Here is a 26,206-nt window from a genome sequence, read left to right as displayed (position 1 = left end):
TTTCGATCATCCTTCCATTAACAGCATTTCTGGATCATGCAGCAATGCTTTCATTTCGTTCAAAATGTTTTGAGCTAAGGCACCATCGATTAAACGGTGATCGTAACTCAAGGAAAGTTTCAGCATCCGACCAACCACAATGTCGCCATCGTCGTTGACGTACGGTGCCTTTTCAATCCGGCCAACCCCTAAGATTGCTACTTCAGGTTGGTTGATAACTGGCGTGAACCAGCCACCACCGATGGAGCCCACGTTACTGATGGTAATGGAACCACCGGCCATGGAAGCTGGCGACAACTTGTTGTCGTAAGCGGCTTGGGTGTTTTCGGTGATTTCCTTGGCGATTTGGAACATACCCTTAGAATCCGCCGCCTTGATGTTTGGCACGTACAGCCCGTGATCCGTGTTCGTCGCAATCCCGATGTTGTAGTAGTGCTTGTAGACGATTTCTTGAGTCGTGTCGTCGATCGAAGCGTTGATTTCAGGGAAGTCCTTCATCACAGCAACCAAAGCCTTCACAATGTAAGGTAAGAAGGTCAAGTGAATGTCGCGGTCAGCGGCAGCTTGCTTGTACTTCTTCCGGTTAGCCATCAACTTAGAAACTTCAACTTCGTCAAACGAGGTAACGTGTGGCGAAATGTCCTTGGAAGTCCGCATGCTCTTCGCAATGATCTTCCGCATTGGTGACATTGGTTCACGCGTCTCCAGATCAGGACGATCAGCTTGCCAAGGCTTGATGGCACCACCAGCAGCACTCTTAGTGGCAGCTGGGGCTGCGGCAGCAGCTGGCGCAGCGGCCTTAGCCGGTGCAGCAGCACCGTTGAAGTTATCGATGTCGGCCTTTAAGACTTGACCATGGTTCCCAGTTGGGGTGACCAAGGTAATGTCCACGTCCTTGTCACGGGCGTATTGCCGCACGGATGGCATGGCCATCACTAACTTGTTCGGGTCGGAGGCTGCGGGTACGCCGGTTGCGGCGGCTGGGGCAGGAGCAGCCGTCTCAGTAGCAGCTGGTGCGGCCTCTTCGGCGGGCGCAGCTTCTTCCTTGGCGTCGCCACCCTTACCTAAGTCGGCAGGCGTGTCTGAACCGTCATCAATCACAATCAGGGGATCACCAATTTCAACGGTGTCACCTTCTTGCGCAACAATTTGGGAAACGGTACCATTTACGGGCGATGGCAATTCCGAAACCGACTTATCGTTTTGGATTTCGACTAACGTATCGTCTTCCTTAACTTGGTCGCCTTCTTTAACTAGCCATGAAGAAATTTCGCCTTCGGCCATCCCTTCACCAAGCTCCGGGAGTTTGAACGTATAAGCCATGGGAAAACTTCCTTTCTTTCATCATAATGTAGGATGTCACCCACATCGTATTTTTTTGTTTTTGAGTTTATTTTAAAATTAGTAGTTGAAAATGTCGCGAGCCTTAGCTTCGATGTCATCCGCGTTCGGAATCCAATCGTTTTCAGCTTGGGCAAATGGGTAAACGCTATCTGGGGCCGCAACCCGACCGATTGGCGCATCCAGGGACATAATCTTTTCTTCGGCGATGTCGGAAGCCACTTGGGCTCCAACCCCGGCCATCTTTTGGGCTTCTTGAACGACAACGACCTTGTGGGTCTTATCGATAGAAGCAAAGATGGTGTCGGTGTCGATTGGTGACAAGGAGCGTAAGTCAATGACTTCGGCATCGATGTTGTCCTTAGCCAAGGCATCGGCGGCCTTCAAGGATTCGTTAACTTCGGCACTGTAAGCCACGATGGTAATATCCTTACCTTCGCGAACGACCTTAGCGGAATCCAACGGCACCGTGTACTTGTCATCGGGCACTTCGTCCTTCATGGACCGGTAAAGCTTCAGGTTTTCCATGAAGAGAACCGGATCGTCACTTTCAACCGCGGAGATAATCATTCCTTTGGCATCGTAAGGGTTAGCTGGGGTAACCACCCGCAGCCCTGGGGTGCTAACAAAGTAGTTTTCCAGGTTATCCGCATGCATTTCGGCGGTATGAGTCCCCCCACCAAATGGTGTCCGGATCGTGACTGGGAAGTTCTTAGTGCCCCCGAAGCGGTAGTGATCCCGGGCTAACTGGCCCACGATCCCATCCATGGCTTCGAACGTGAAGCCCATGAATTGGATTTCGGGGATTGGCCGCCAACCGGTCAAAGCTAACCCAATGGCTAATCCTAAAATTCCGGATTCAGCTAATGGCGTATCGAAGACCCGGTCTTCGCCGTACTTGTCTTGCAAGCCGACAGTCGTCCGGAACACACCACCGTTTTTCCCAACATCTTCACCGAAGATCAGAGTCTTTGGATCATCGTTTAAGACTTGATCTAGTCCAGAAGTGATCGCTTTAATGTACGTCATTTTAGCCATGATTACTTCGACTCCTTTGCTTCAAATTCTGCAATTTGCTTCTTCACACTTGGAGTAGGAACGTTGTAAGTCCACTTCAGGAAGTCGGAAACCTTTTGAGCAGGAGCTGCTTCGGCTTCCTTCATAGCTTCCTTGAAGTCGTCCTTATACTGTTCAACCAACTTGTCTTCTTGATCTTGTGACCAAAGCTTCTTGTCGGTTAAGACCTTGCGCATCCGAATTAATGGATCGGCGTCGAACCATGGCTTTTCTTCTTCCTTGGTCCGGTAACGCGAAGGATCATCACCCGCGGAGGAGTGAGCACCGAACCGGTAAGTTAACGTTTCGATGACCACTGGCCCGTTGCCAGCAGCGGCGTATTCCCGTGCTAACTTAGAGACTTCGTGAACCGCCACGATATCCATCCCGTCAACTTGTACGGAAGGAACACCCATGGCAACGGCCTTTTGAGCTAAGGTTTCCGCTGCGGTTTGCTTGTACCGTGGCACGGAAATTGCCCAGCCGTTGTTTTGAACGAAGAACACTGCTGGTGCTTGGAAGGCGCTGGTGAAGTTAACCCCTTCATACCAGTCACCCTGTGACGTCCCACCATCACCAGTGTAGACAAAGGCCACGCGGTCCTTATCTTTATTCTTCTTAATCCCTAAGGCAACGCCCGCCGTTTCAACGTATTGGGCGCCGATGATAATCTGTGGAAACAGCATGTTTTTGTTTTCATGAATGTTTCCTTCGACGTGACCCTTGGACCATAAGAAACCTTTTGCAACAGTTGTGCCGTGTTGAATCATTTGTGGTAAATCACGGTAAGCAGGTGCTAAGAAATCTTGTTCCTTAAAGGCAGTCACACTACCCATTTCACTTGCTTCCTCACCAGCAGTTGGCGCGTAGAAACCCAGACGGCCTTGACGCGAGAAGTTCATGGTTTGTTCGTGCAGTGTCCGCTCCCAAACCATCTTCTTCATGAAGTCAACCAGTTGATCATCTGAATATTTTGCTAAGATGTCGGGATTGACAACCTTCCCTTCCCGGTCAATGACTTGAACCGGGTGCTTGTAAGGATCGGCCATCGTAGCTTTGATCTTGGCAAAGTCTACAATCTGTTTGCTTCCATTAGCCATAAGTAACACTTTCCTTTCACTTGATATGAAATTGTTAACTAAAGGTGAGTCAACGTTGCGTTTCCTGACTACGTTTATAAAGTAACATCTTTTCATAAAGGTTGCAAGCCCTTTCATTAGGATAAATTCGGCAATTATAGCTAATCCCTTATGAAATCTATGATTTCTGGATTTAGGATTTTTTTGAAAACGGAAACCGTTTTCTTTTCATTTCATTTTATTGACCAATTATGCTAAAATGAATGGTAACTATGATTAATTCTCGGAGGTAATGTCCTTGTTCTTAATGAAAGATATTGTCCGTGACGGCGACCCGGTTTTACGCCAAGAAGCTGCCGACGTGACCTTTCCGTTGTCTGCAGAAGACCAACAACTGGCAAAAGACTTAATGGAATACTTAGTGGTTTCTCAAGATCCAGAACAATGTAAGAAATACGGCTTACGGGCCGGCGTAGGCTTAGCGGCACCACAAGTGGGCGTTTCCAAGAAAATGGCCTCCGTGCTGGTTCCCGCACCCGAAGAAGGCGGGAAGTCCCCCTTCACCGACGTGATCATCAACCCCGTCATCATCTCCGAATCCGTTCAAAACGGCGCGTTGACTGAGGGCGAAGGTTGCTTGTCCGTCGACAAGGACGTCCCCGGCTTCGTGCCCCGTCACGACCGGATCACCTTACGGTACTACGACGTCAACGGGGAAAAGCATCAAGTTCGTTTAAAGAACTATCCAGCCATCGTTTGCCAACACGAAATCGACCATTTACACGGCATCTTGTTCTACGACCACATCGACCAAGACCAACCCTTCGGTCGCGATGACGACATGGTCATGATCGACTAAGTATTTTATTTCACCAATTAAAACGGGCGCATCCAATCTTAGAATTGGGTACGCCCTTTAATTTTTTCTTCCATTATATAGACGATCTTGTGCATCATTGAACAGCTGGATCGTTCAACTTTTTCAGATCCTTCAAGTATTCCACGGTGGATTCGTTCATCAGATAAGCCACATCGAGATGTAACCGATCCTCGTAGACCCAAATGTCGCTGACCACGAACGCCGAACCCGCGATGACGGCTTTGACCTGGTGATCCGCACTGTAACTGGCTAACGCTTCATTTAAAGCCCGTTCTAGTTGCGGTACCTGATGCTCGGTCGCCAGTCCCACCGCTAACGTGTATTCAAAGGCCATCACGCCCCGTCCCCACACGTCCGCCACGGTTTCGGAGGGACTCAGCTGACTTTCCGCAGCCGTCAACACCTTATCGTTCACCAGCCGTTGAATCGCGGCAGTCACCGCGACGTCCGTCTCCGTTTGTGCCGAGCGACGAACGATCCGCGTCGCCCGTTGAACGACCGTCCGGTGAATCAACACGTATACGCCCCAGGCGATGATCACGCCAATGAGAATCTCAATTCCTAAAGCCATCTCAGTCCCTCCGTTCCGGTTTTCTTACAATTATCATAGCATGAATTGTCGTCTAGGGGTAATTCTATACAATTCGCCAAAACTATGCTAAAATTGTGCTAATTGTTGTGTAAGCAACCCGCAGTTCGGAAAGATCAAAAAACTGATTTGGCGCTTTTTCACGGTCAGATCAAATCTACTATAGAAAAGGAGTCTTGTTAGTGATTTACAAAGTTTATTACCAAGAAGACATGAAACGGAATCCTAAGCGCGAGGATACCCACGCACTTTACCTTGAAGCCCCGACGGAAGTTGAAGCCCGGGCTTTAGTTGAAGCGCATACGGACCACAATATTGAGTTCATTGAAGCCATCGAGGGGGACACCCTGGCTTATGAACAAAAGGAACCAAATTTTAAATTAACGGAGTTCACTGAATGAACAAGTTAAACGTCAAAAATAACGAAACTGCTATCTTTGGCGTGGGTGGATTAGGTGAAATCGGGAAAAACACTTACGGGATTCAATTCCAAGATGAAATCATCTTGATTGATGCCGGGATCAAATTTCCCGAGGACGAATTATTAGGGATCGACTATGTGATTCCCGATTATCAATATCTCGTTGAGAACCAATCCAAGATCAAGGCGCTAGTGATCACCCACGGCCACGAAGACCACATTGGCGGTATTCCTTATTTGCTCCAGGCTCTTAATGTTCCGGTTTACGCGGGTCCTTTAGCGTTGGCCTTGATTAAGAACAAACTCGAAGAACACGGATTACTTAAATCAACTGAACTACACACAATTGACGATGATACGGTGCTTAAGTTCCGCAAAATGAGCGTTTCGTTCTTCCGGACCACGCACTCCATTCCGGATACGTTAGGGATTGCGGTCCACACGCCGGTCGGAACCATCGTCGAAACTGGGGACTATAAGTTCGACTTAACCCCCGTTACCAACCAGCCGCCTGATCTTCAAAAGATGGCGAAGCTGGGGGCAGAAGGTGTGCTCTGCCTAATGTCCGACAGCACCAACGCCGAACGCCCAATTTGGACCAAATCCGAAAAATGGGTCGGTAAATCAATTCGCCGGATTTTTGATCAAGTGCAAGGCCGGGTCATTTTTGCCACCTTCGCTTCCAACATCTCGCGGATTGAAACGGCCTGTGAAACGGCGTTAGCCCACGGTCGTAAGATTGCCGTCTTCGGGCGTTCCATGGAAGCCGCCATCGTCAACGGCCGGGAATTAGGTTATTTGAACATTCCCGACGACGCGTTAGTGGATGCCAACGCCATTCGTTCCCTTCCTGCGGACAAGGTCATGATTCTGTGTACCGGGTCTCAGGGGGAACCCATGGCCGCCCTTTCCCGGATTGCCAACGGAACGCACCGGCAGATTTCGATTCAGCCGGGCGACACGGTGGTCTTCTCCAGTAACCCGATTCCCGGGAACACGATTTCCGTGAACCGAGTGATCAACGAACTGGAAGAAGCCGGTGCCACGGTCATTCACGGGAAGGTCAACAACATCCACACCTCCGGTCACGGTGGTCAAGAAGAACAGAAGCTGATGCTCCGGCTGATGCAACCGAAATTCTTTATGCCGATTCACGGGGAATATCGGATGTTGAAGATTCACACCGAGTTAGCTGAACAATGCGGTGTGCCGTTAGACCACAGCTTTATCCTTCAAAACGGGGACGTTTTAGCCCTGACCAAGGATTCTGCCCGGGTCGCCGGTCACTTCGCCGCTGGGGACGTCTACATCGACGGTTCCGGCATTGGCGACATTGGTAACGTGGTGCTCCGCGACCGGCAACTGCTTTCCGAAGAAGGCTTAGTGGTCGTCGTGGCCACCATCGACCTCAAGAATCAAGAAATCAAAGCGGGACCCGATCTGTTATCACGTGGTTTTGTCTACATGCGTGAATCCGGCGAACTCCTTAACGAGGGTCGTCGGCGGGTCTTCCAGACCATCCGCCGTGCGATGCGGAACCCTAAGGCAACCGAAGCCTCGATTCGCAACGCGGTCATCGACGATCTGCAAAACTTCTTGTTCGAGAAGACGGAACGTCACCCGATGATCTTACCGATGTTTATCATGACGAAATAACGATTTTACGCTGAAGACCGGGACGTTTGTCTCGGCCTTTTTTGCTGAAATCCGGCCCGATTTCTTACGTCCCGTCAAAGTTCTTACGGAATGACTAGGCACGTGAAAAAAAGTTCGTTATAATAAGAGAGAAAAAAATTGAGAGGAGCAGTATGGTGAGTGTCCAGTACTATATTATCTTAAACGAGCATGCGGGGAGTGGTCGTGCCGGTACCCTGTGGCCCCAAATCAAAGAACGCCTGGATGCCGCGGCGGTCACCTATCAGGTGGCGGTTTCCGAGTATGCTAATCACGCTATCCTCTTAAGCGAACAGTTTGCTAAGCACCTGCCTGATACCGGTTCCAACGATTGGGTGGTCCTTGCCGTGGGCGGTGATGGCACCTTACACGAAGTCATCAACGGGCTGACCCATGAACACCGGCAGCATTTGATTCCCGTCGCCTACCTACCCGTTGGCTCGGGCAACGACTTCGCCCGCGGTGCCGGCATGGCCCACGACTGGTCCCAGGCGCTCGATCAGATTATTCACTGCACCCACGCAACCCTTTACGACGTGGGTAACTACAACGAAACCATCAAGCAGGAACGCGGCGTCTTCACCAATAATCTGGGAATCGGGTTCGACGCTAGCATCATTGCTCAAGCGAATCAATCAAAGGCCAAGGTGTGGCTCAACAAGCATCACCTGGGGTCGCTGTCCTATCTGGCTTCTGCCCTGAGCGTTTATTATAACCAATCGGGATTTACGCTCACCGTGCACGTCAATAATCAACGCGATATTTACCCCAACGCCTTTCTGGTCACAACGACCAACCACCCCTACTTCGGCGGGGGTGTGGGCATCGTGCCCCACGCCACGTTGACGGATCACCAGCTCCACCTGGTCGTAATTGAAAAGCCTAACTTCCTTAAGTTGATCTGGCTGGCCTTACGCCTGGTATTTAAGCGTCATTTGACGTCTAAGGCAGTTCACTACTACACCGCGACTAATCTCCACCTGACCGTGCCGGCCATCGAATACGGCCAATTAGACGGCGAAGAAATGGGTGGCCGGTTCTTCGACGTTTACGTGGGGTTACAACAGTACCCCTTCTGGATCGACGTGACCCTTTAACATCATCAAAAAAATCCGTACCTCCGAAAATGGGAGGTGCGGATTTTTAGAATCAATTTTAGGTTAATCTTCCGAAGCAGCCATTGCTTCCAGAATCATATCAAGCTGAGCGCACTTATTGGTCAGGTACGTCATTTCTTCGCCGTACCGGGGCTCGATTTTAACCGTTTCTGTGCCTGAGTGGATCCCAACAGCTTCCTTTTCCTTTAACGTCGCTAATTGCGTATTAGCTTGGCGGTATTCTGCCAAGATCTCCATCCGATTACTCATAACCTTCAACAACTCCTTTTCCACTAGATATTAAATATTCAGTCGCCGTAAAATGACTACTGGAAGATAATACCACGCGTATTCGGATTTGTTAACGATTATCTTAAAAAATTTCGGCACCCACGCAAAAATGGTCAAAAATTTAAGCTAAATCATCTTGACCGCGCAATAGCGGTAGTTACTTGACCGTGCCGGCAAAGGACGGCATAAAGTACTTGCTGATCTGTTGGACCGACACGTTTTGTCCGGGTTGTGGTGCGGCCACAAATTGATTGTTTCCTAAGTAAATGGCATCGTGGTACGTCGACCCGTGGCTTCCCCAGAACAGAATGTCCCCGGGCTTAGCCGAACCCACGGAATGCGTGGAGACCATGCCCTCTTGGGCCGTGGTACTGTGAGGCAGACTGATGCCCATGGCGTGCTGGTAAACGTACGCCACTAAGCCAGAGCAATCCATCCCGCTCAGTGAAGACCCACCCCAAACGTAAGGGATGTTGGCCGAAGCTAATTTTAAAGCCAGTCCCGTGACGGAACCACTGGTCAAACCGGCAGTATTCTTTTTAGTGGTGGTACTCGAACTGCTGGTGTTGGTAGCCGTCGTTGAAGTTGCGGCTTTGGTGGCCTTAGGGGTCTTAGTGGTCGTCTTCGGTTGAGACGTGGCCGTGGCTTGTGAACTGGTCTGAGCAGCCGCTGACGTCGACGAACTGGTTTGCGTCGTCGCAGAACTGCTACTGCTGGTCACCGTTGCGCTATAAGTCGTGGCCGTCGTAGTCTTCGACGTCTTTTGGGCCTTTGGCGTCGTCACCGTCTTGGTCTTTGGCGTTGACGACGCTACCGACTGACTAGTTGCCGAACTCGTGGCAGTTGACTGAGCGGCCTTGGAAGGCGTCGTGGCCTTCGGGGTCGCCGAACGGGTCACCCGCTTAACGGTCTTAGCCCGACTAGTCGGTGTCGTGGTTGGTTGGGTCGTCGCAGACTGGACCTGCTGACTCGTTGAAGGAGCCACGGAACTCGTCTTCGGCGTACTCGTCGTTGCGCTTACAGCCGCTGACTGGGTCGTTGAAGTAGTGGCCGCCGCACTCGACTGGCGTGGCGTGGTCGCTGACGTCGATTGAGTCGCCGAACTCGTGGCTTTTGCCGGCGTGGTGACCCGGGACGTCGCCGTATGCTGGGCACGAGAGACCGCCGTAGTGGAACTCGTCCGTTGGGTCGCCTCGGAGGTCGCCGCAACGGTTGACGAACTCTGAGCACTGGCCGTGGAGGACTGACTAGTGACGGTCGGCGTACTACTACTCTGCCGTTGCTGTTGTTGACTAGCCGCCGCTTGTTGTTGCGCTAAGATCTGGGCCTGAAAGGCGTTGGCCTTTTGGGTGATCTGCCGACTAGCCGATGGCGTGGTGGCCGCTACCGTGGGATTGGTCGCGGGCGCCGTGGTGGTCGCCTGTTGTTTAGCTTGCGGGATGACCAGTTTTTGTCCGACACTCAGCATGTCCCCCGTTAAATGATTGGCCTTTTGCAATTGGGCGACCGTGGTGTGATAGTGCTGGGCTAAATCCCACAGGGTATCGCCAGACTTGACCGTATAGTCAATTTGCGGGTTCGCCGTTTTAACTTGCAACCGTTGCCCGACAAAAATTAAATCGGTGTTCGTATCTAATGAATTTTGTTCTTCTAGGGTTTGGATCGAGACGCCATACTTCTGGGAAAGTCCCCAAACCGTATCGCCGGATTGAACCTGAATACTATTGGCGCTAGCCGTCATTTGTGCGCCGGCGGCTAAGGCCCCGAGAGCGCCGACAACGCCAACTGCGACTTTCGTTTTTCGCTGTTCTGTACTCATTTCCACACACACGTCCTTTATTCCTCAATTTTTACTGATGCATTCCCCCACGAAATTCTGATCAGAATTCCGCTTGATCCCCGTTGGTTCATAACGAATACGAATTACAAATCCATCTTACCACACGTTTTGCGCGTTTCTTGTGAATTATTAAGAAAAGATTAACGAATTTTTATCCCGAAACGTGTGTTCTACTAAAACGATTACATTTCTGCTTTTCCCTTCATAACGCTATCATACCAACAACTAATCATCCGTTTTAAGAGAACAAGCGTTCATTTCGCTACTGCAATCAGTTGGCCTACCTGATTAATTATTCAAAAATTCCGGTAAATTTTCCCAACAATTGTAGTCTACAATCTATTCGGCCCAACGCTTTTTGTATTCTACAATATCCCGGCTGCTCCCCGTTATTGTGAAATCGGTTGCTGACCACAAAAAAACGGGCTAAATGCCCGTTAATTTGTTCAGTATCTATCTCAAGCTAGTTAAATAGCCCCGTAAAGAAGTTCACGATTTGGTGCCAGATTCGGACGATGAAGTTCTCCGCTTGTTTGGCGTCCGCACTATTCGCAAAGTCCTTCACGCTCGCCATCTTATTGCCAATGCTGTTAGCCAGATTATTGGCAACGTTCTTCACGTTAGACACGTAGTTTTTGCTGGTCGAGACCGGTGCTTGTTGCACCTTACTCAACGCAATCGAAATATTGTTGATTTGGGTTTGCGTGGTTTGATTGGTGATTCCCTGCTTGGCTAAAGCCTTTTGCAGCATGGCTTCGATGTCGGCCTTAGTGGCCAGGTCGTTGCCGTTTTGCCGTTGCTTGGCCAAATCCGAGGAGACCGACCCCACGGCCGCCATCAGCTTACCGGGATACTTCTTATCGCTACTGTTATCGTTGATGGCCGGTTGGGTGGCGTCCAACACCCCGTTGGCAGCTTGGGTATTTTCCGCATTCAAGGTTAACCCATCGGCGGCTAAGGCCTTGTAGACCCCGGTCAACGCGGATTCACCGGACACCGACTTGTCGGCCGTGACCGTAATGATCACATCTTTGACGCCCGCCATGGTCGCGACCATGGAATACTGTTGAGCCGTCACCTGCGTAATGTTATTACTGCCGTTATACTTAGCAATATTGACCTTGACGCCCGAACCGGGATCGGCCGGCGCTAACGCCACCGAGCTGATCATACTGGCGTCCGTGGTTCCCGCCGAATTTAGATATTTAGCGTAGTCGCTTCCCGTGGCGGTCAAGGCCGCGTAGTTCGATTTAACGCCTAACGCGGTCGCTACCGAGTCCTTGTCTTCACTCGCCAGACCGGCCCCGTAGACCACGTAGGCCTTCGAGAGCGCCTTGGTTTGGACGGTACTGCCACTATCACTGGTCGTGGAACTGCTATCACTTACCACCGAACTGCTGTCCGTGGTATCGGTCGTATCCGCGTGACCGGCTAACGCATGGCCCCCTAAGGCCAAGGCTGCCGTGACCGTGGCAAGACCTAGTAAAAGTCGTTTGGCTTTCATTAATCTGTCCTCTTCTTTCACGAATATTATCTGACCCTAGGCCTAGTATAGCATGGCCTCCCCCGCTCCGTGCGGGGTCACCCGTGACCTTAGAGGATTCTTATTATTGCCAGAACCGGCGACCGCCCGCATATTCGGCCGCGTACGGTGCCTGAGCCAGCGACGTCAGCGTCACGGTTTCGCCAGGCTTAGGCGCGTGCAGCATCTGGCCCTTGCCCGCGTAAATGCCCACGTGATGAATGGCCCCGGTCCCGTGATCATGCGCAAAGAAGACCAGGTCGCCGGGGGCTAAGGCTTCGGGCGCGATGGGATACCCGCTGGTAAATTGGTCCTGAGCATCCCGGGGAATTGCGTAATCTAACGCCCGGTGTAACGCATAGACCAATCCGGAACAGTCAAATCCCTGTGGCGTAATGCCGCCCCATAAGTAAGGGGTCCCCAAAAATTCTCGTCCCAGTGCCAATAAACGGTCCCCATCGTCGACCCCGCCCAGGGTCAACCGGGCAGCCTGAGCACTGATTTTTCCGCTACCTAACGGGGTCAAAACCTGGATGTGTTGGGCGTCCTGTCCCGTCGTGGTCAAGACCGTTCCCAAGGGAAGCGTTAGTTCGACCTGTCCCTGATCGTCCAATAACGGCGTTTCCGCCTGGACTAACCGGACCGTAGTCGTAGGATAATCGAGTTCCTGATCACGTGCGGTCAGTTGACGTACCGGTAACCAGCCCGGGTATCCCCGGCGTTCTAATCGCGTGGCCTGCCGTTTCACAAAGACGTGGGCCCAGTCGCCCTGCACTTGGTCTAAGATCACCCGGTCGTTTAACAACGCCTGGGTCACCATCGTATTTTGGTCCGCCAACGCCGCTTGGTCCGTGACGCTTAATTGGGCCAGCCACGTTGCAATATCCGGTGCGTTAAAATAGGCCTGCGCCACCTTAGCTTTGGTCGGTGCGGCCCACACGATAGCCGTCGGCACCTTTACCCGTCGAATTTCCATAAAACCGCCTCCAAATCCATTTGCCTCAAATATACCAATAATCTTAGGCGGTGACTAGTTAATCACCCAAAAAAGATCAGGTCTCCCGACCTGATCTTTTATTTTAATGGGGTGAACTAGTTTAAATTAAGGTACGTTTGGACGACCCGTTCCGGCGTAAACCCGGCCATGGCAATGACCTGTTCGCCGTTCCCACTGGCCCCAAACCGGTCTTGGGAAATGATTGCGCCGTCTAAACCGGTGTATTGGCACCAGCCTAAGCCGCTCGCCATTTCGATGGCGACCCGCCGCCGTAAGGCCTTAGGCAAGACCTTTTCTCGGTAATCCGCCGACTGTTGGTTGAAGGCTTCAAAACTCGGAATAGAAACGACCCGAACGTCGTGCCCTTGTGCCAACAGTTGCTTTTGCGCCGTCAAGGCGACTTGGACCTCGGAACCCGAAGCGATGAGAATCCCTTCGGCTTGGTCCTGCGCGTCGGCCACGACGTAACCGCCGCGTTTAACCCCGGCGTGGACCCGTTGTGCGGGCTTCGGTAACGTCGGCAACCCTTGCCGTGTCAAGACGATGGCCGTTGGGTGGTCGGTGGCTTGCAACGCCGCTAACCAGGCCGCCGCGGTTTCGTTACCATCGGCGGGCCGGTACACCGTCAGTCCCGGAATCGACCGCAACGCCGCCAACTGTTCGACGGGTTCGTGGGTCGGCCCATCTTCCCCGACGGCCAAGGAATCGTGCGTAAACACGTAGATGACCGGCAGCTTTTGCAAAGCGGCCAACCGAATGGCCCCCTTCATGTAATCCGAGAAGACGAAGAACGTCGACCCGTAAACCCGGGTGCCCCCGTGGAGCGCAATCCCGTTCATCGCGGCGGCTTCCGCAAATTCCCGGACCCCAAACCACAGGTTCTTGCCCGTCCGGTTCGTCGCACTGAACCGGTCTTCATCGGCCACGTTGGTCTTGTTAGAACTGAAGAGATCGGCTGAGCCCCCCCAGAGGTTCGGGCACGCGGCACTGATCCGTTGCAGGATCTCGTGACCGCTGGCCCGGGAAGCCAATTGATCTTTTTTGTAGTAGGTCGGCAGTTGTTCCGCCAAGTCTTTCGGTAAAGTTTGACTGATGCCCTGCGCGAATTGAGCGGCCAACCCAGGTTCCGCGTTAGAGTAATGGGCCACCAAGTTCGACCATTCCTGATGACTGGCCCAGCCCCGTGCCTTAATGGTGCTCATGAACCGATCATGCACCGCCGTGGGCACCGTGAAAGGATCGTTATGCCAGTTGTAGAAGTCCCGCGTGGCGGCAAGGTCTTCGGCATTCAGGGGGGCCCCGTGAACCTTGTTAGTTCCGGCATGAGGACTCCCCGCCCCAATTTGGGTCTTAACTTCGATCAGGGTCGGCCCGTTTTGATTATCCTTGGCCGCGTTGATGGCGGTATCGATGGCGTCTAAATCGTTGCCATTTTCCACTCTTAAGTAGTTCCAACCGTAGCTCATGAAGCGTTGGCCCACGTTATCGTGGCAGGCGTTACTTAAGGGCCCATCCAACGATACGTCGTTAGAATCGTAAAGTACGATCAGCTTGTTTAATTGTAGCTGACCCGCTAAACTAGCGGCTTCGGCGGCGACCCCTTCCATCAGGTCCCCGTCACCACAAATGGCGTAAGTATAGTGATCCACGACCGCGTAATTGGTCCGGTTATAGGTTGCCGCCAAGTGGCTTTCCGCCATGGCCATCCCTACGGCCATGCCGACCCCTTGGCCCAGCGGACCGGTCGTGGCATCGACCCCTGGCGTCACCCCGTATTCCGGATGTCCCGGCGTCTTACTGCCCAATTGGCGGAAATGCATCAAGTCGTCGCGAGTGACCGCAAACCCACTCAGGTTCAACAGGCTGTACAGCATCGCGGAGCCGTGACCGGCTGATAACACGAACCGGTCCCGGTTGAACCATTGAGGGAACGAGGGGTCCACCCGTAAATGCCGGGAGAATAACACGTAGGCCATCGGCGCAACGCCTAACGGCAATCCCGGATGACCGGACCGGGCCCGGGAGATCATATCCATACTGAGCATCCGCACCGCCGTCACGGCTTGGGTGTCCACTGCATCAAAACTTGCTTGTTGTTCAATCGCTTTTTCATTTAACATCTCATAAAACCTCGCTTTGAGTTGACCGGACCACTCACGGCCATCCGTTTTAAGTGATGATGCTAAACGTTAATTTTACCGGTAAAATCGACGTCCTTCATCGACTTTTTTAACTATACCAATTCGACGTGATAATTGCAACCCCTCTCACAAAAGTTATTTTAGCGGGGTTTATCGGAAACGAGATTTTAAATTGGCCACTATACCGTTCCTATACCAATTGCAACCGGTTGTTTTGGGTGGTCAAAAAAAGCGGTGTTTTCCGAAAAAATCGAAAAACACCGCTGCTTAGTTTGTTAGTTTTCTGAAAAATTACTTTTGGCTCGCCGCGATCACTTGATCGTAGGTTGGAATCGATGGCATAGCCCCTAAGCCCTGAACCGTCAAGGAGCTGGCCCGTTGAGCAAAGACCAACGCCGTTTCGATATTGCTCAAGTCCGGCTTTAATTGCGAACTCAGCGCACCAATGAAGGTATCCCCGGCCGCCGTGGTATCCACTGCCTTGACCTTAAAGGCGGGAACGAAGCCAGACCCGGCCGGCGTTGAATAGTAAGCACCCTTACTGCCGACCGTGATGATCAGATTTTTGGCGCCCATTTCCCGGAACTTCTTGGCGTTGGCGTCCATAGAGGCCACGTCGGTCACTTCGATCCCCGTTAAGATGGCACTTTCCGTTTCGTTCGGAACGACCAGGTCCGTCACCTTCAGGATGGCCGGATCGATCTTAGCGGCCGGTGCGGGATTCAAAATGGTCGTCACACCGTGCTGCTTAGCAATCGTGAAGGCCGTTAAGGTGGCGGCTTGTGGCGTTTCGAACTGGGTGATCAAGAAGTCCGCCTTGGCGATGTCGGCTTCAACGGCCGTCACTTCGGCCGACTTGATTTGTTGGTTAGAGCCCCCGTAAACCAGAATACTGTTTTGGCCGGCTTCATCCAACAGAATGAACGCCGAACCCGTCCCCACCGTCTGATCGGTCACAATGGCACTGGTATCGATGTGGTCGTTATTCAACGATTCCACCATAAACCGCCCCGCGTCGTCGTTGCCGACCTTACCGATGAACCGCGTAACGGCCCCGGCCCGTGCAGCAGCGACGGCCTGGTTGGCACCCTTACCCCCAGCGGCACTGGTCTTATTTTCCGTCGATAACGTTTCCCCCGGTTGCGGCATCCGCGCTAACCGTAACGTCGTATCCACGTTTAAACTTCCTAAAACTGTCACCTGATTTGCCATAATGACCTTCACTCCTTCGTTCTCTATCGCATGTAAAACGTTTTACGCATCACTGACATAAATTATTGTTCGTTTTCGCTACCTGTAAGATTACCATATTCCGAAAAGGCTTACAAGGATTATTTCTGTGAATCGACCGGCCCCGTGCTTTCCCGCTGCCGCAAGTCCACCGGCAGATCCACGGTCTGACCGCTTTGGCGACGGTTGTGAATCCGCTTGATCAATAATTCCGTGGCCTGTTCCCCCATGGTCACCACCGGTTGATGAACGCTACTTAGCTTCGGCACCACGTATTCGTCGAGATCAATGTCATCGTATCCCAGGACGGAAAGGTCTTCCGGCACCCGCAGGCCCCGTTCGTGTAACCCCCGGATCAGCCCCAACGCCGTCTCGTCGTTAATGGCAAAGACCGCCGTGGGCTGCTGGGCCACGATTGCCGCCGTGGCTTGGTAGCCGCCCAGCTTGGTCATCGGCGAGTGGACCACGTTAGCATCGGTAAACGCGATTCCCGCCGCCTGCAGGGTTTGGCGAAAACCCGCCAACCGCACGGTCAGGTTCTGGGTCGGCTGATCAGGCATGACCACCGCGATCTTGCGGTGCCCCAACGCTACCAAGTGCTGGGCCGCCAGTTGCCCGCCCCGGGTATCGTCGATGCGAATCCGGTCCAGACTGGGACCCCCGTTTTGGTCGATCAGCAGGTACGGTATGCCGTTTTTCTTGAGAATATTATCGATGGCTTCCCCGGTGATGGACGCGCTGGCAATGATCAGCCCGTCAACCGCCCGCTTGATCAACTCCTGCAGGTAGTAACTCTCGAGTTCTTGGTCGTGATTGGCCCCAAAAATCAGCGGAATAAAGTGGCGCTCCCGGCTGGCCGCTTGAACCCCCTTGATGAACATGCTAAAAAAGGGGTTGCCCAGGTTCGGCACCAACACCCCGATGGTTTGGGCAGATTTCATGATGAGGTTGCGGGCGTTAAAATCGGGGACGTAGCCCATCTTGTCTTGGAGTTGATGCACGCGTTGGCGCGTCTCCAGACTAAACCGTTCACCCTTACCGTTTAAAATTTGTGAAACCGTCGTGACCGAAACACCAGCTGCCTCGGCGAGGTCTCGAATCGTCACTTTTCGTGTCATAGGATCCTCCACAATCATTACCGTTTTTTTAAATTATACCCCACCATGCGCCGCTGCGGTGGTCTTTTTCAGAAATTGGTCTGGTTCGACCAATTTCCACACAAAAGGCGATGCCCGCAGACATCGCCTAAATTGGTTTCACTTACGCTTTGAGAATCTTATCAATGGCGGCCAATTCTTCCGGATCGAACGTCAGATTCTGAACGGCCTTTACGTTTTCATACAGGTGTTCCGCTTTGGAAGCCCCGGTGATCACGCTGGTCACCACGGGATCGTGGAGTAACCAAGCCAACGCCATATGGGACAGCTTTTGACCCCGGCTGTGGGCGATCTTATTTAGCGCCTGCAGCTTGTGCCAAATCTTATCCCGACCATCCTTAAAGATGTATTGGCTCGACCAATGAATGTTGACGTCATCCGGAATACCGTCCAGATACTTATCAGTCAACAACCCTTCCGCCAAGGGACCATAGGCCATGATCCCGGCGTTATTTTCCCGCATCCGGTCAAATAAGCCGTCTTGGGCGGTCTTTTGGTTCAACATGTTATAGGACACTTGGTCCATCACAAACGGCGTGTGCAGGTCCTTAAAGATCTTGACCATCGCCATGGCTTGCGGCGCCGTGTAGTTGGAAATCCCGACGTATAACGTTTTCCCTTGCTTGACCAGGTCGTCTAGGGCCACGGCCGTTTCTTCGGGCGACGTTTCGGCGTCGTACCGGTGACTGTAGTAAATATCCACGTAGTCTAAGCCCATCCGTTCCAGCGATTGGTCCAGTGAGGCAATCAAGGCCTTACGGGAACTCATTTGGCCGTAAGGGCCGGGCCACATGTGAAAGCCCGCCTTGGTACTGATGACCATTTCGTCACGGTAAGCTTCCATCTCCCGGTGAAAAACCTGACCGAAGAGGCGTTCGGCTTCCCCGGTACCGGGACCGTAGTTCGCGGCCAAATCGAAACTAAAGATGCCGGCGTCAAACGCCTTTAAGATAATGTCGCGGGTGTCGGCGTAGTTCGCGTCTTCCCCAAAGCTGTGCCACATCCCAAAGGAGATTGCGGGAAGTTGAAATCCCGTATTACCAGCGCGCCGAATCGGCATTTTTTCGTATCGGTGTTCATCTGCTACGTACATGTAATTGCCACATTCCTTTCTGCTCCATACCAATGAGGAGGTCAAGGGTTCCTCACCCGAAAGTTACCGGGGGGTGGCCCTTAATCTCATCCATCTTATACCACCTAAAGTATAGAGAATTGGTGTGGACCAGTCAAGTTGGTCGGTCCAATTTAATGCCGATCGTCACTCAACTTAACCGCTTGGGAAACGTGACCGTTCGTGGTCGCCAGCAGTTCCTTGGCCTCCGCAATCGTGCCCTTAGTTTCGATCAAAACGATGGCCAACGGCACGTTATTGTTGGCCCGGGCTAAGGCCCGTTCGGCCGCTAACGTCGAGGTTTGCGTGGCTTCCGCGATGATCTTTTTGGACCGTTCGAAGGTCTTATCGTTGGTCGGAACCACGTTGATCATCAGGTTCTGGTACACCTTCCCCGTCTTGATCATGATCCCGGTCGACAGCATGTTCAAAACCATCTTTTCGGCCGTTCCCGCCTTCAACAGGGTCGCCCCCGTAATCACTTCGGGGCCCACGACCGGGGTAATTGGATAGTCCGCTAATTGGGCCAAGGGACTGTCGGCAATGCAGGAAAACCCAATGCCTAACGCGCCCTGGGACTGGGCATCCTTTAAGGCCGCCACCGTGTAGGGCGTCTGGCCCGATGCGGCGCTGGCGACCACCACATCATCGCTGGTCAGATGTACGGCGGCGAGATCCGCCTGCGCTAATTCCGGGGAGTCTTCGGCCGCCTGAACGGTTTGGGTCAACGCCCGGGGACCGCCCGCAATCAGGCCAAAGGTTTGCTGGGCGGTCAAGCCGTACGTGGGTTGTAATTCCGTCGCATCGATCACCCCGAGACGCCCAGACGTCCCAGCACCAATGTAAATCAACCGGCCCCCTTGGTCGAACTTCGGGTACGCCGCATCAATGGCCGCCGCAATCTGGGGAAGCTGCTTCTGCACCGCCCGGGCCACCCGTTGGTCCTCCCGGTTGATCGTCGCAACCATTTCCAGCGTCGATTCGCGATCGATATGGGTTGAACGGTGATTCCGCTGTTCCGTTAAGATTTCATCTAATTGCATCTCGTCATCCTCCAACCTAACACAAAACGTTATTTTTCATTTTATGTATTCGTTTTCATAAAACCTATCTTAGGTATACCATGTTCCATACCGAATTTCAATTCTGATTTATAAAATGTTAGTAACCGTTTTCATTTCGGGGCCATAAAAAAAGAATTGGTAATGATCAATTCCTTTTTCGAGATGCTAATTTCACTTTTCAACGGCCATCCATTGGTACCCGCGACTCATGCCGGCTGGGTTCCAAACGTAACCGGTGACCTTGGGGTTCCACAATTCCACCGTGGCCGGTTGATACAGTGGGATGACCCCTTGTTGGGTCATCAACCGTTTTTCGGCCTTGACCAGGTCGTTGTACCGCGCCGTGGGCCGGTTAGCGTCTTGGTTCTCGGACTTCTTGATCAACGCGTCGTATTGCGCATCACTGAAACTTCCGTTGTTATTGGTGTTCCCCGTGGTCATCAACGATAAGAAGTTGATAGGATCCGCGAAGTCGGCTCCCCAACTCGAGAGGACCAGATCGAAGTTTCCGGAGTTCGACCGGCTCAACCGGGTCTTGTACGGCAACGTGTTCAGGGAAGCCTTCACGTTAGGTAACTTCTCCAATTCGGCTTGGATGTACTGGGCCACGGTCTTGGTGACCGCTAAGTCGTCACACATCAACGTCAGGTTCAGTTGCTTGGTGCCGGTCGCCTTCAAGCCCGCCTTTAATAAGCGCTTCGCTTGTGGCAAATCGTAAGCCACGCCCTGCTTAACGTAAGCGTCCTTGGCAAAATCGGCCTTAGTCTGCGGGTTTTGCGTCAGGTTTTGGGAAACGAACCCTAGCGGGGCCTTCGACCCGTCCCGTAAGACGTGACTGGCCAACTGTTGCTTGTTGATGGCTAACGACAAGGCCTGCCGGACCTTGACGTTCTTTAACGCCTTGACCCGTTTTTCGTTCATCTGCATGTAGTAGGTCGAGCCCCCCACGAACGTCTTCATATCGGAATTGTTCTTGAGGTTCGCCACCTGGGTGCCGTCCAGCGTGGTGGCATCGAGGGCCTTCTTCTGATAAAGGTTCAATCCGGTCGACGGATCGGCCACGACCTGGAAGTTCATGGTCTGCAGGTGAATGTGCCGTTTATCCCAGAACTTCGGGTTCTTGACCAGCTTCCAGCTCTGCGACGTCCCGGTCCACTTGGTCATCTTAAACGGTCCGTCATAAGCCGTGGCGTTGCCGGAATGACCGTAGTGGCTTCCTTCCTTGACCACCACGCTCTTTTCTTGCGGGAAGAACGTTGGGAAGGCCAGCAACAGCTTAAAGTAAGCGACCGGCTTGCTCAACGTGACTTCCAAGCGGTAATTGCCCAGGGCCTTGACTCCCAATTGACTCGGCGCGACCTTTCCCGATTGGACCTGGTTAAAGTTCTTGACCCCGGCCATCAGATAAGCGTATTCCGAAGCCGTTTTAGGGTTAGCCGTCCGTTGCCACGAGTAGACGAAATCGTGGGCCGTGACCGGTTTTCCGTCATTCCAGTGATTGGTCTTGCGCAAGTTAAAGACGTAGCGTTTTCCCCCGTTGGTCACCGTGGTCTTGGTGGCTAGCGCGTTAATTAACTTTTCGTTCTTCCCTAGCCGAAAGAGCCCCTCTTGCGTGTGGTACAGCATGGTCAGACTCGTCGAATCGGCCGCCTTGGAAACATCCAACGTGGTCACTTCCGACTTGGCCGACAATTTTACGGTTTGCTTCGTGGCTAAGCCCTGCGACGAACTGCTCGACGACGACTTCCCACAAGCGGCTAGTCCCCCAATGACCAGCAAACTCACTCCTACTAAAACGCCAACGTGTTTTCCGTTCAAAATCACTCGCTCCTCAATTTAATTTCTGCGATGTCCCGAGCCAACCGTCTCGTGGTAACTCGGACAAACGGTTCACCGAAAATACTAATTTTTCGTAAGCAAAACATCTGTTTCCACCATACCGATTTTTAAAATCGTTTGCAAGTCGAACGGCCCTCAGATGAGAAATTGGGGCCATTCCCTAATGCCCTTGCCATTTTAACCGGTGCCAGCCGACGTGTAAGCCGTAGGTCGTGATAAACGCCAGGAGCCACGTCACCAAATAACTGACCACTACCCGCCAGCCGAGTGGTAGCCCACTGGTCACCGCCCACACCCCGACCAGCCAGAAGACGTGGCCGAGATAGGCCCGGTAAGCGTAGGTCGCTAACCAGTGCATGGGTTTCAGCCACGCCGAGCGTCGCCGTAACTGGGCGATTGCTAAACAACTGACCAGGCCGATCACGGCAAAAGCGTAGAGGGTCGCCGAAGGCTGGTAATAACTCGCCGCGGCCAACCGCACCGGTCTGCCGCGAGCTACGAGTTGGGCACTCAGCCACCCGTAGGCCGCTAGCCAGGCCAGCACTACTAGGGGCCAGTGACGTTGTAGGGCTACGGCCCCCGTCTTGAATTGGCCCCACAAGACGCCCACCACGGCGTAGGGCAGAAAGCTCAACGCCAAGCGGTCGACCAGATAAGTGGGGGCGTGGGGAAACCACCACAGCCAGCCTACGTAAAAGAGCGCCGTGACGCCCAGACTGAGGCGGGCGCGGTGGCCGTCATGCCCGACCCACCGGGACCACGCCCAGAAAAGTGGCATCCCCCCGATGAATTGGAGCATCATGGTGTTGTACCACAGGTGCGGGGCGGCGTTACCGTTAACGGCCTGCCAGAGAAATTGGCCGACCGATTGCGCCGTTCCGTGTTGTTGAACGCCGGGCAGGAGACCCAGATACACCGCCGTCCACCAGGCCGTGGGAACTCCCAGGGCCGACCACTGCTGGCGCCAGTACTGCCGTTTGGGTTGGGTCGGGGTCCGGGCGTGTTGCCGTAACGTGGTGTACAGGATGCCAAAGATAAAGGCCGGAGCCGTAAATTTGACCAAGTTATAGGCGCTGCCGAAGACCCATTGTTGCCGCACCGTGGGATGGGCCGCCATGGCAAAGCCTAAAACCGACTGTAACATGACCGCGGTACAGGCCGCGACCTTGAGATAGTCGCCGATGTCGGCGGTCGGCGTGGTTGCTGCTTGCTGCATTTTCTCAATCCTCACTAAAAAAGGAGACTCCACCGAGTCCCCCTAAACCATTTGTCATGTCTGCCGTTACTGCTGTTGCTTGGTAATTGGTGAATGGAACAGCTGATCAACGGGTTGTTCGTGATAGATCAGGTTAATGGCCCGCCCGAAGAGTTCGTCCACGGACATGACCACGAACTTATCGCTTTGTTTGTCGGCTGGAATCTGAATCGAGTCGGTCACGACCACCTTTTCTAGCGGCGCGGCGTCGATTCGCTTAGTCGCGTCCCCGGACAACACGGCGTGGGTCGCACAAGCGTACACGCTGGCCGCCCCCGCGTTTCGCAGGGCCACCGCCGACACGGAGATCCGTACGGCCGTATCGATGATGTCGTCCACTAGGATGGCGTGCTTCTGCCGCACGTCCCCAATCACAGCTTCCGGATGAGCCGCATTTTCGGTCTCACTCCGGTTGTCGATGATAGCAATCGGCGTACCCAATAATTCGGCTAACCGCCGGGCTCTGCTGACCCCCGCATGGTCGGGTGCCACGACCACCGTGTTTTCCGCGTTCAGGTCGGTATTGTTCTCAAAGTAGCTGGCCAACAGCCGGTCGCTCTGCAGATGATCGACGGGAATGTCGAAGAACCCTTGCAGTTGCGCCGCATGGAGGTCCAACGCGATGACCCGGCTGACGCCATCCATTTGTAAGAGCGACGCCACCAGTTTAGCCGTGATGGGTTCCCGCGACCGCGCCTTCCGATCGGCCCGCGAATACCCGTAGTACGGAATGACCACGTTGATTTTCGCTGCGCTGGCCCGCCGTGCGGCATCCACCATGATCAATAATTCCATGAGGTTGGTGTTCACGGGATCAGAGACGGACTGAATGATAAAGAGTTCATCCCCCCGGATGCTTTCATCAATACTGATTTGAATTTCACCGTCACTAAAATGTTTAACGGTTGCCTTACCTAATTCCACGCCGGCTACCCGGGCGATTTTTTCGGCTAAGGGCCGGTTAGAGCTTAAGGCAAAGAGCTTCATTTTGCCCGCTTCGACCTGTTCTACCATAACAGCCTCCTATGCTTGTTCACTGGTTAAATTAACTCGTCTTCATTATCGCAATTTACCGCCGGAAACGCAACGCTTAACCGAACGTTTTTAGGCCCGGGGCATAAATTGTTGGGGCGTGATACCCTGCATGCCGATCATCGGATCGATTTGCCCGGCCAACGCCAACTCCGGCGTTAAGCGGTAATCCGGTGGCGTCGTTGGCTGAGCGACCGGCTGCTCCGGTGAAGCCTCGGCCGCCGTAGCCGGCGGTGTCGGGGCGGTCGACGTTGGCGTTTCGCCAGCAGTCGGCGTTTGCGGGGCGTCCGGGGCTAAGACCGCCTGGATGCGTTGGGTCAACGTGGTGTGCCGGTTGACCGACAAGTTTTCCACGCACGCGGTAAAGGCCTGCGGTTCACCCACCAGGATCAGCATCTGCGCCGCTCTGGTCACCGCCGTGTACAGCAGATTGCGTTGGAGCATGCGGCTGTACTGACTGACCATCGGGAGGATGACCAGCTTAAATTCGGACCCCTGGGCTTTGTGAATTGACATGCAGTAGGCTAGGGTCAAGCGAATCCAGTCGTTACGCGCGTAAGTGACCTCGGTCTGCTCGAAGGCGATCGTCAACTGGTCGCTCTTGACCTTACTGTGCTTATCGCTGGCCAAGTCGATCCCGGTAATGGTCCCGATATCGCCGTTAAACACGTTGTTTTCGGGGCTGTTGACCAGGTGTAAGACCTTATCACCGATTCGAAAACGCTGATGGCGAAACTCAACTTCCTTGGTGCGCTCGCTCTTCTTGGGGTTCAAAATCCCCTGCAGGATGTCGTTGAGCCGGTCGATGCCGGCCGTTCCCCGGTACATCGGGGCCAGCACCTGGATGTCGGCGGCGCTAAAGCCCTTCTGGTGGGCCTTCCCCACGATTTGGTCGATCACGTCGGCCACCTGGTTGGCGTGACAGGCGATAAACGACCGGTCCGGCTGATTCTGGGTGAAGTCGGCGGGGAGCTGCCCGTTTTTGATGGCGTGGGCCAACGGAATGATCGACGACCCATCCCCCTGCCGGTAAATGGTATCCAGTTGAATCTTGGTCAGTTGGTCGCTGGCTAAGAGGTCGTGAAAGACCTGGCCCGGCCCCACGGAAGGCAGCTGGTCCTTATCTCCCACGAAGATCACCTGCATGCCCACCGGCACGGCCCGTAACAGGACCTTCATCAGTGAGACATCGACCATCGACACCTCGTCGACGATCAATAAGCCACCCTCTAAATCCTTGGTGGTGGCGTCTTCGATGTCGGCTTCGCGACCAGTCAATCCCAATAAGCGGTGGATCGTACTGGCGGGCAGGCCGGTGGTCTCACTCATCCGCTTTGCGGCCCGGCCGGTCGGGGCCGCCAACAGAATCGGAAACGGCCGTTCCTTGTACTCGTTAATGTCTAAAGAAAGCTCGTGTAGCCGGGCATATAACTGGACCAAACCGCGAATGATTGTGGTCTTTCCGGTCCCCGGCCCCCCGGTCAGTAGCAAGACCTTGGCCCGAATCGCCGCGGTCAGCGCTGCGGTCTGGGAGTCGTCGTAGGTGATGTCCGTTTGTTTTTCGACGATACGTAATTGTTTTTGAATGGCCTCGTCGTTGAACTTGGCCGCCGGGTCGTCATCGTCGGCCTGTAAGAGCCGGTTCAGATGTTCGGCGATTTGCCATTCGTCGTCGTACAACGGCTTTAAGTAGATGCGCTGGTCGTCACCCACGACCTTTTGCTGCTTGGCTAACTCTAGAAGCTGGGTCGCCAGGTCTTGGGGGTTCAACCGCACGTTGCGGCTATTCTCTAATAGGCCCAACGCGTTAGTCAACAAGGGTTTAGCCGTGGTATAGGTGTCCCCGTTGGCCACGGACAGGTCCCGTAGCGTCTGGAGAATGCCGGCGCGTAACCGCTCGGGGCGGTCCGGGGCATACCCCAGCTGCGTGGCAATCTGGTCGGCGCGTTTGAAACTCACCCCGGCGATGTCCTCGGCTAGTCGGTACGGATTTTCGTGGATCACGTCGAGCGTTTTTTCCTGATAGTGGTTATAAATCGCGGCGGCTAAGGTGCTCCCAAAGCCGTAGCCGTTTAACCCAATGATGATCTGCTCCATGCCGTTATTGGCCTGCAGGTTATCGATCAGCGTCTGGGTGACCTTCGGCGATAGCCCCAACGGGTCCAGCACCGTGTGATCGTTTAGGATGGCCTCGATGGCGTCGTTGCCCAGGGCGTCCACCACCCGTTCGGCAGTCTTCTTACCGACGCCCGGGAAGTCTTCGCCACTCAGGTAGGCAATCACACCGTTCCGCGAGGTCGGCGTTTCGTTTTGGTAGTTGTCTGCTTGGAACTGAACCCCGTACTTGGGGTGTTCCACCCGCTTACCGGTGAACCGGTAGGCCACGTCGTCTTTGATATCCGCAAAGTTACCGGTGACCACGATCTCGTCTTCGTGCCAATCTAAACTGGTCTCACTGATTTTGACCAGCATGACCTTATAGAAACTATCCTGGCTGGCAAAGAAGACCGCACTCACCGTGCCCACCACGTAGTCGGCCTGCGTGCCGTTATCGGTTGCGAGTAAGTCCAAAGATTCGGTTGCCATGCCT

Annotated in this window: 21 protein-coding genes; 4 read left to right on the top strand and 17 right to left on the bottom strand. The window is 53.6% G+C overall.

The window, feature by feature from the left end:
* Positions 1-6: 6 nt before the first annotated feature.
* The 3 genes from FD38_RS01790 to pdhA all read right to left on the bottom strand — a co-directional run bounded on the left by FD38_RS01790 (position 7) and on the right by pdhA (position 3,497).
* Positions 7-1,323 (bottom strand): 2-oxo acid dehydrogenase subunit E2, encoded by a 1,317-nt coding sequence (locus FD38_RS01790; protein WP_057730599.1) that lies wholly within the window; start codon positions 1,321-1,323, stop codon positions 7-9.
* 78 nt (positions 1,324-1,401) lie between these two features.
* Positions 1,402-2,379: an alpha-ketoacid dehydrogenase subunit beta gene (locus FD38_RS01785; protein ID WP_057730597.1), complete on the bottom strand. Its 978-nt coding sequence runs from the start codon at positions 2,377-2,379 to the stop codon at positions 1,402-1,404.
* A 2-nt stretch (positions 2,380-2,381) separates the two neighbouring features.
* Positions 2,382-3,497 carry a pyruvate dehydrogenase (acetyl-transferring) E1 component subunit alpha gene (pdhA, locus tag FD38_RS01780; RefSeq protein WP_057730596.1) on the bottom strand — a complete coding sequence of 372 codons (1,116 nt, stop codon included), beginning with the start codon at positions 3,495-3,497 and terminating at the stop codon, positions 2,382-2,384.
* 277 nt (positions 3,498-3,774) lie between these two features.
* Between pdhA and def the strand changes: the two genes are divergently transcribed.
* Positions 3,775-4,335, top strand: a complete 561-nt coding sequence (def, locus tag FD38_RS01775; RefSeq protein WP_057730594.1) for a peptide deformylase — start codon at positions 3,775-3,777, stop codon at positions 4,333-4,335.
* Between the two features lie 94 nt (positions 4,336-4,429).
* Here def and FD38_RS01770 read toward each other — a convergent pair whose 3' ends face one another.
* The gene (locus tag FD38_RS01770) at positions 4,430-4,927 is read right to left on the bottom strand and encodes a hypothetical protein (protein WP_057730592.1); all 498 of its coding nucleotides are present in this window, start codon (positions 4,925-4,927) and stop codon (positions 4,430-4,432) included.
* A gap of 200 nt (positions 4,928-5,127) precedes the next feature.
* Between FD38_RS01770 and FD38_RS01765 the strand changes: the two genes are divergently transcribed.
* The 3 genes from FD38_RS01765 to FD38_RS01755 all read left to right on the top strand — a co-directional run bounded on the left by FD38_RS01765 (position 5,128) and on the right by FD38_RS01755 (position 8,137).
* A complete protein-coding gene (locus FD38_RS01765) occupies positions 5,128-5,346 on the top strand; it encodes a DNA-directed RNA polymerase subunit epsilon (RefSeq protein WP_057730590.1) in 219 nt (72 codons plus the stop codon).
* Positions 5,343-7,022: a ribonuclease J1 gene (rnjA, locus tag FD38_RS01760; RefSeq protein WP_057730588.1), complete on the top strand. Its 1,680-nt coding sequence runs from the start codon at positions 5,343-5,345 to the stop codon at positions 7,020-7,022. The genes FD38_RS01765 and rnjA overlap by 4 nt, the downstream gene beginning before the upstream one ends.
* Positions 7,023-7,174: 152 nt before the next feature.
* Positions 7,175-8,137 (top strand): diacylglycerol/lipid kinase family protein, encoded by a 963-nt coding sequence (locus FD38_RS01755; RefSeq protein ID WP_225430754.1) that lies wholly within the window; start codon positions 7,175-7,177, stop codon positions 8,135-8,137.
* 63 nt (positions 8,138-8,200) lie between these two features.
* Here FD38_RS01755 and FD38_RS01750 read toward each other — a convergent pair whose 3' ends face one another.
* From FD38_RS01750 to recD2, 13 genes are all read right to left on the bottom strand, one after another.
* The gene (locus tag FD38_RS01750) at positions 8,201-8,407 is read right to left on the bottom strand and encodes a hypothetical protein (protein WP_057730586.1); all 207 of its coding nucleotides are present in this window, start codon (positions 8,405-8,407) and stop codon (positions 8,201-8,203) included.
* A gap of 178 nt (positions 8,408-8,585) precedes the next feature.
* Positions 8,586-10,247, bottom strand: coding sequence for a LysM peptidoglycan-binding domain-containing protein (locus FD38_RS01745; RefSeq protein ID WP_057730585.1), 1,662 nt, complete (start codon positions 10,245-10,247; stop codon positions 8,586-8,588).
* 484 nt (positions 10,248-10,731) lie between these two features.
* Positions 10,732-11,772, bottom strand: coding sequence for a DUF1002 domain-containing protein (locus FD38_RS01740; RefSeq protein WP_057730583.1), 1,041 nt, complete (start codon positions 11,770-11,772; stop codon positions 10,732-10,734).
* Between the two features lie 103 nt (positions 11,773-11,875).
* The gene (locus FD38_RS01735; protein ID WP_057730581.1) at positions 11,876-12,766 is read right to left on the bottom strand and encodes a C40 family peptidase; all 891 of its coding nucleotides are present in this window, start codon (positions 12,764-12,766) and stop codon (positions 11,876-11,878) included.
* Positions 12,767-12,882: 116 nt separating this feature from the next.
* Positions 12,883-14,907 (bottom strand): transketolase, encoded by a 2,025-nt coding sequence (gene tkt / locus FD38_RS01730; protein WP_057730579.1) that lies wholly within the window; start codon positions 14,905-14,907, stop codon positions 12,883-12,885.
* Between the two features lie 312 nt (positions 14,908-15,219).
* Positions 15,220-16,140 (bottom strand): ribokinase, encoded by a 921-nt coding sequence (rbsK, locus tag FD38_RS01725; RefSeq protein ID WP_057730577.1) that lies wholly within the window; start codon positions 16,138-16,140, stop codon positions 15,220-15,222.
* 119 nt (positions 16,141-16,259) lie between these two features.
* Positions 16,260-17,276, bottom strand: coding sequence for a ribose utilization transcriptional repressor RbsR (gene rbsR / locus FD38_RS01720; protein WP_057730576.1), 1,017 nt, complete (start codon positions 17,274-17,276; stop codon positions 16,260-16,262).
* Positions 17,277-17,418: 142 nt separating this feature from the next.
* A complete protein-coding gene (locus tag FD38_RS01715; protein ID WP_057730574.1) occupies positions 17,419-18,408 on the bottom strand; it encodes an aldo/keto reductase in 990 nt (329 codons plus the stop codon).
* 152 nt (positions 18,409-18,560) lie between these two features.
* Positions 18,561-19,469, bottom strand: a complete 909-nt coding sequence (gene murQ / locus FD38_RS01710; RefSeq protein WP_057730572.1) for an N-acetylmuramic acid 6-phosphate etherase — start codon at positions 19,467-19,469, stop codon at positions 18,561-18,563.
* Positions 19,470-19,661: 192 nt separating this feature from the next.
* Entirely contained in the window at positions 19,662-21,314 is a 1,653-nt protein-coding gene (locus tag FD38_RS01705; RefSeq protein ID WP_235806462.1) for a peptide ABC transporter substrate-binding protein, read from the bottom strand.
* Between the two features lie 175 nt (positions 21,315-21,489).
* Positions 21,490-22,545: an acyltransferase family protein gene (locus FD38_RS01700; protein ID WP_057730569.1), complete on the bottom strand. Its 1,056-nt coding sequence runs from the start codon at positions 22,543-22,545 to the stop codon at positions 21,490-21,492.
* A gap of 66 nt (positions 22,546-22,611) precedes the next feature.
* On the bottom strand, positions 22,612-23,598 hold the full coding sequence (locus tag FD38_RS01695) for a ribose-phosphate diphosphokinase (protein WP_057730567.1): 987 nt from the start codon (positions 23,596-23,598) through the stop codon (positions 22,612-22,614).
* A 90-nt stretch (positions 23,599-23,688) separates the two neighbouring features.
* Complete coding sequence (gene recD2 / locus FD38_RS01690; protein ID WP_057730565.1) at positions 23,689-26,202, bottom strand: SF1B family DNA helicase RecD2; 2,514 nt, start codon at positions 26,200-26,202, stop codon at positions 23,689-23,691.
* Between the last annotated feature and the right edge of the window lie 4 nt (positions 26,203-26,206).

Origin of the sequence: Levilactobacillus zymae DSM 19395 (assembly GCF_001434115.1) — a bacterium.
Lineage (GTDB): Bacteria > Bacillota > Bacilli > Lactobacillales > Lactobacillaceae > Levilactobacillus > Levilactobacillus zymae.
The sequence above is the reverse complement of the archived record's forward strand: the minus strand, read 5'-3'. Positions and strand labels throughout refer to the sequence as shown.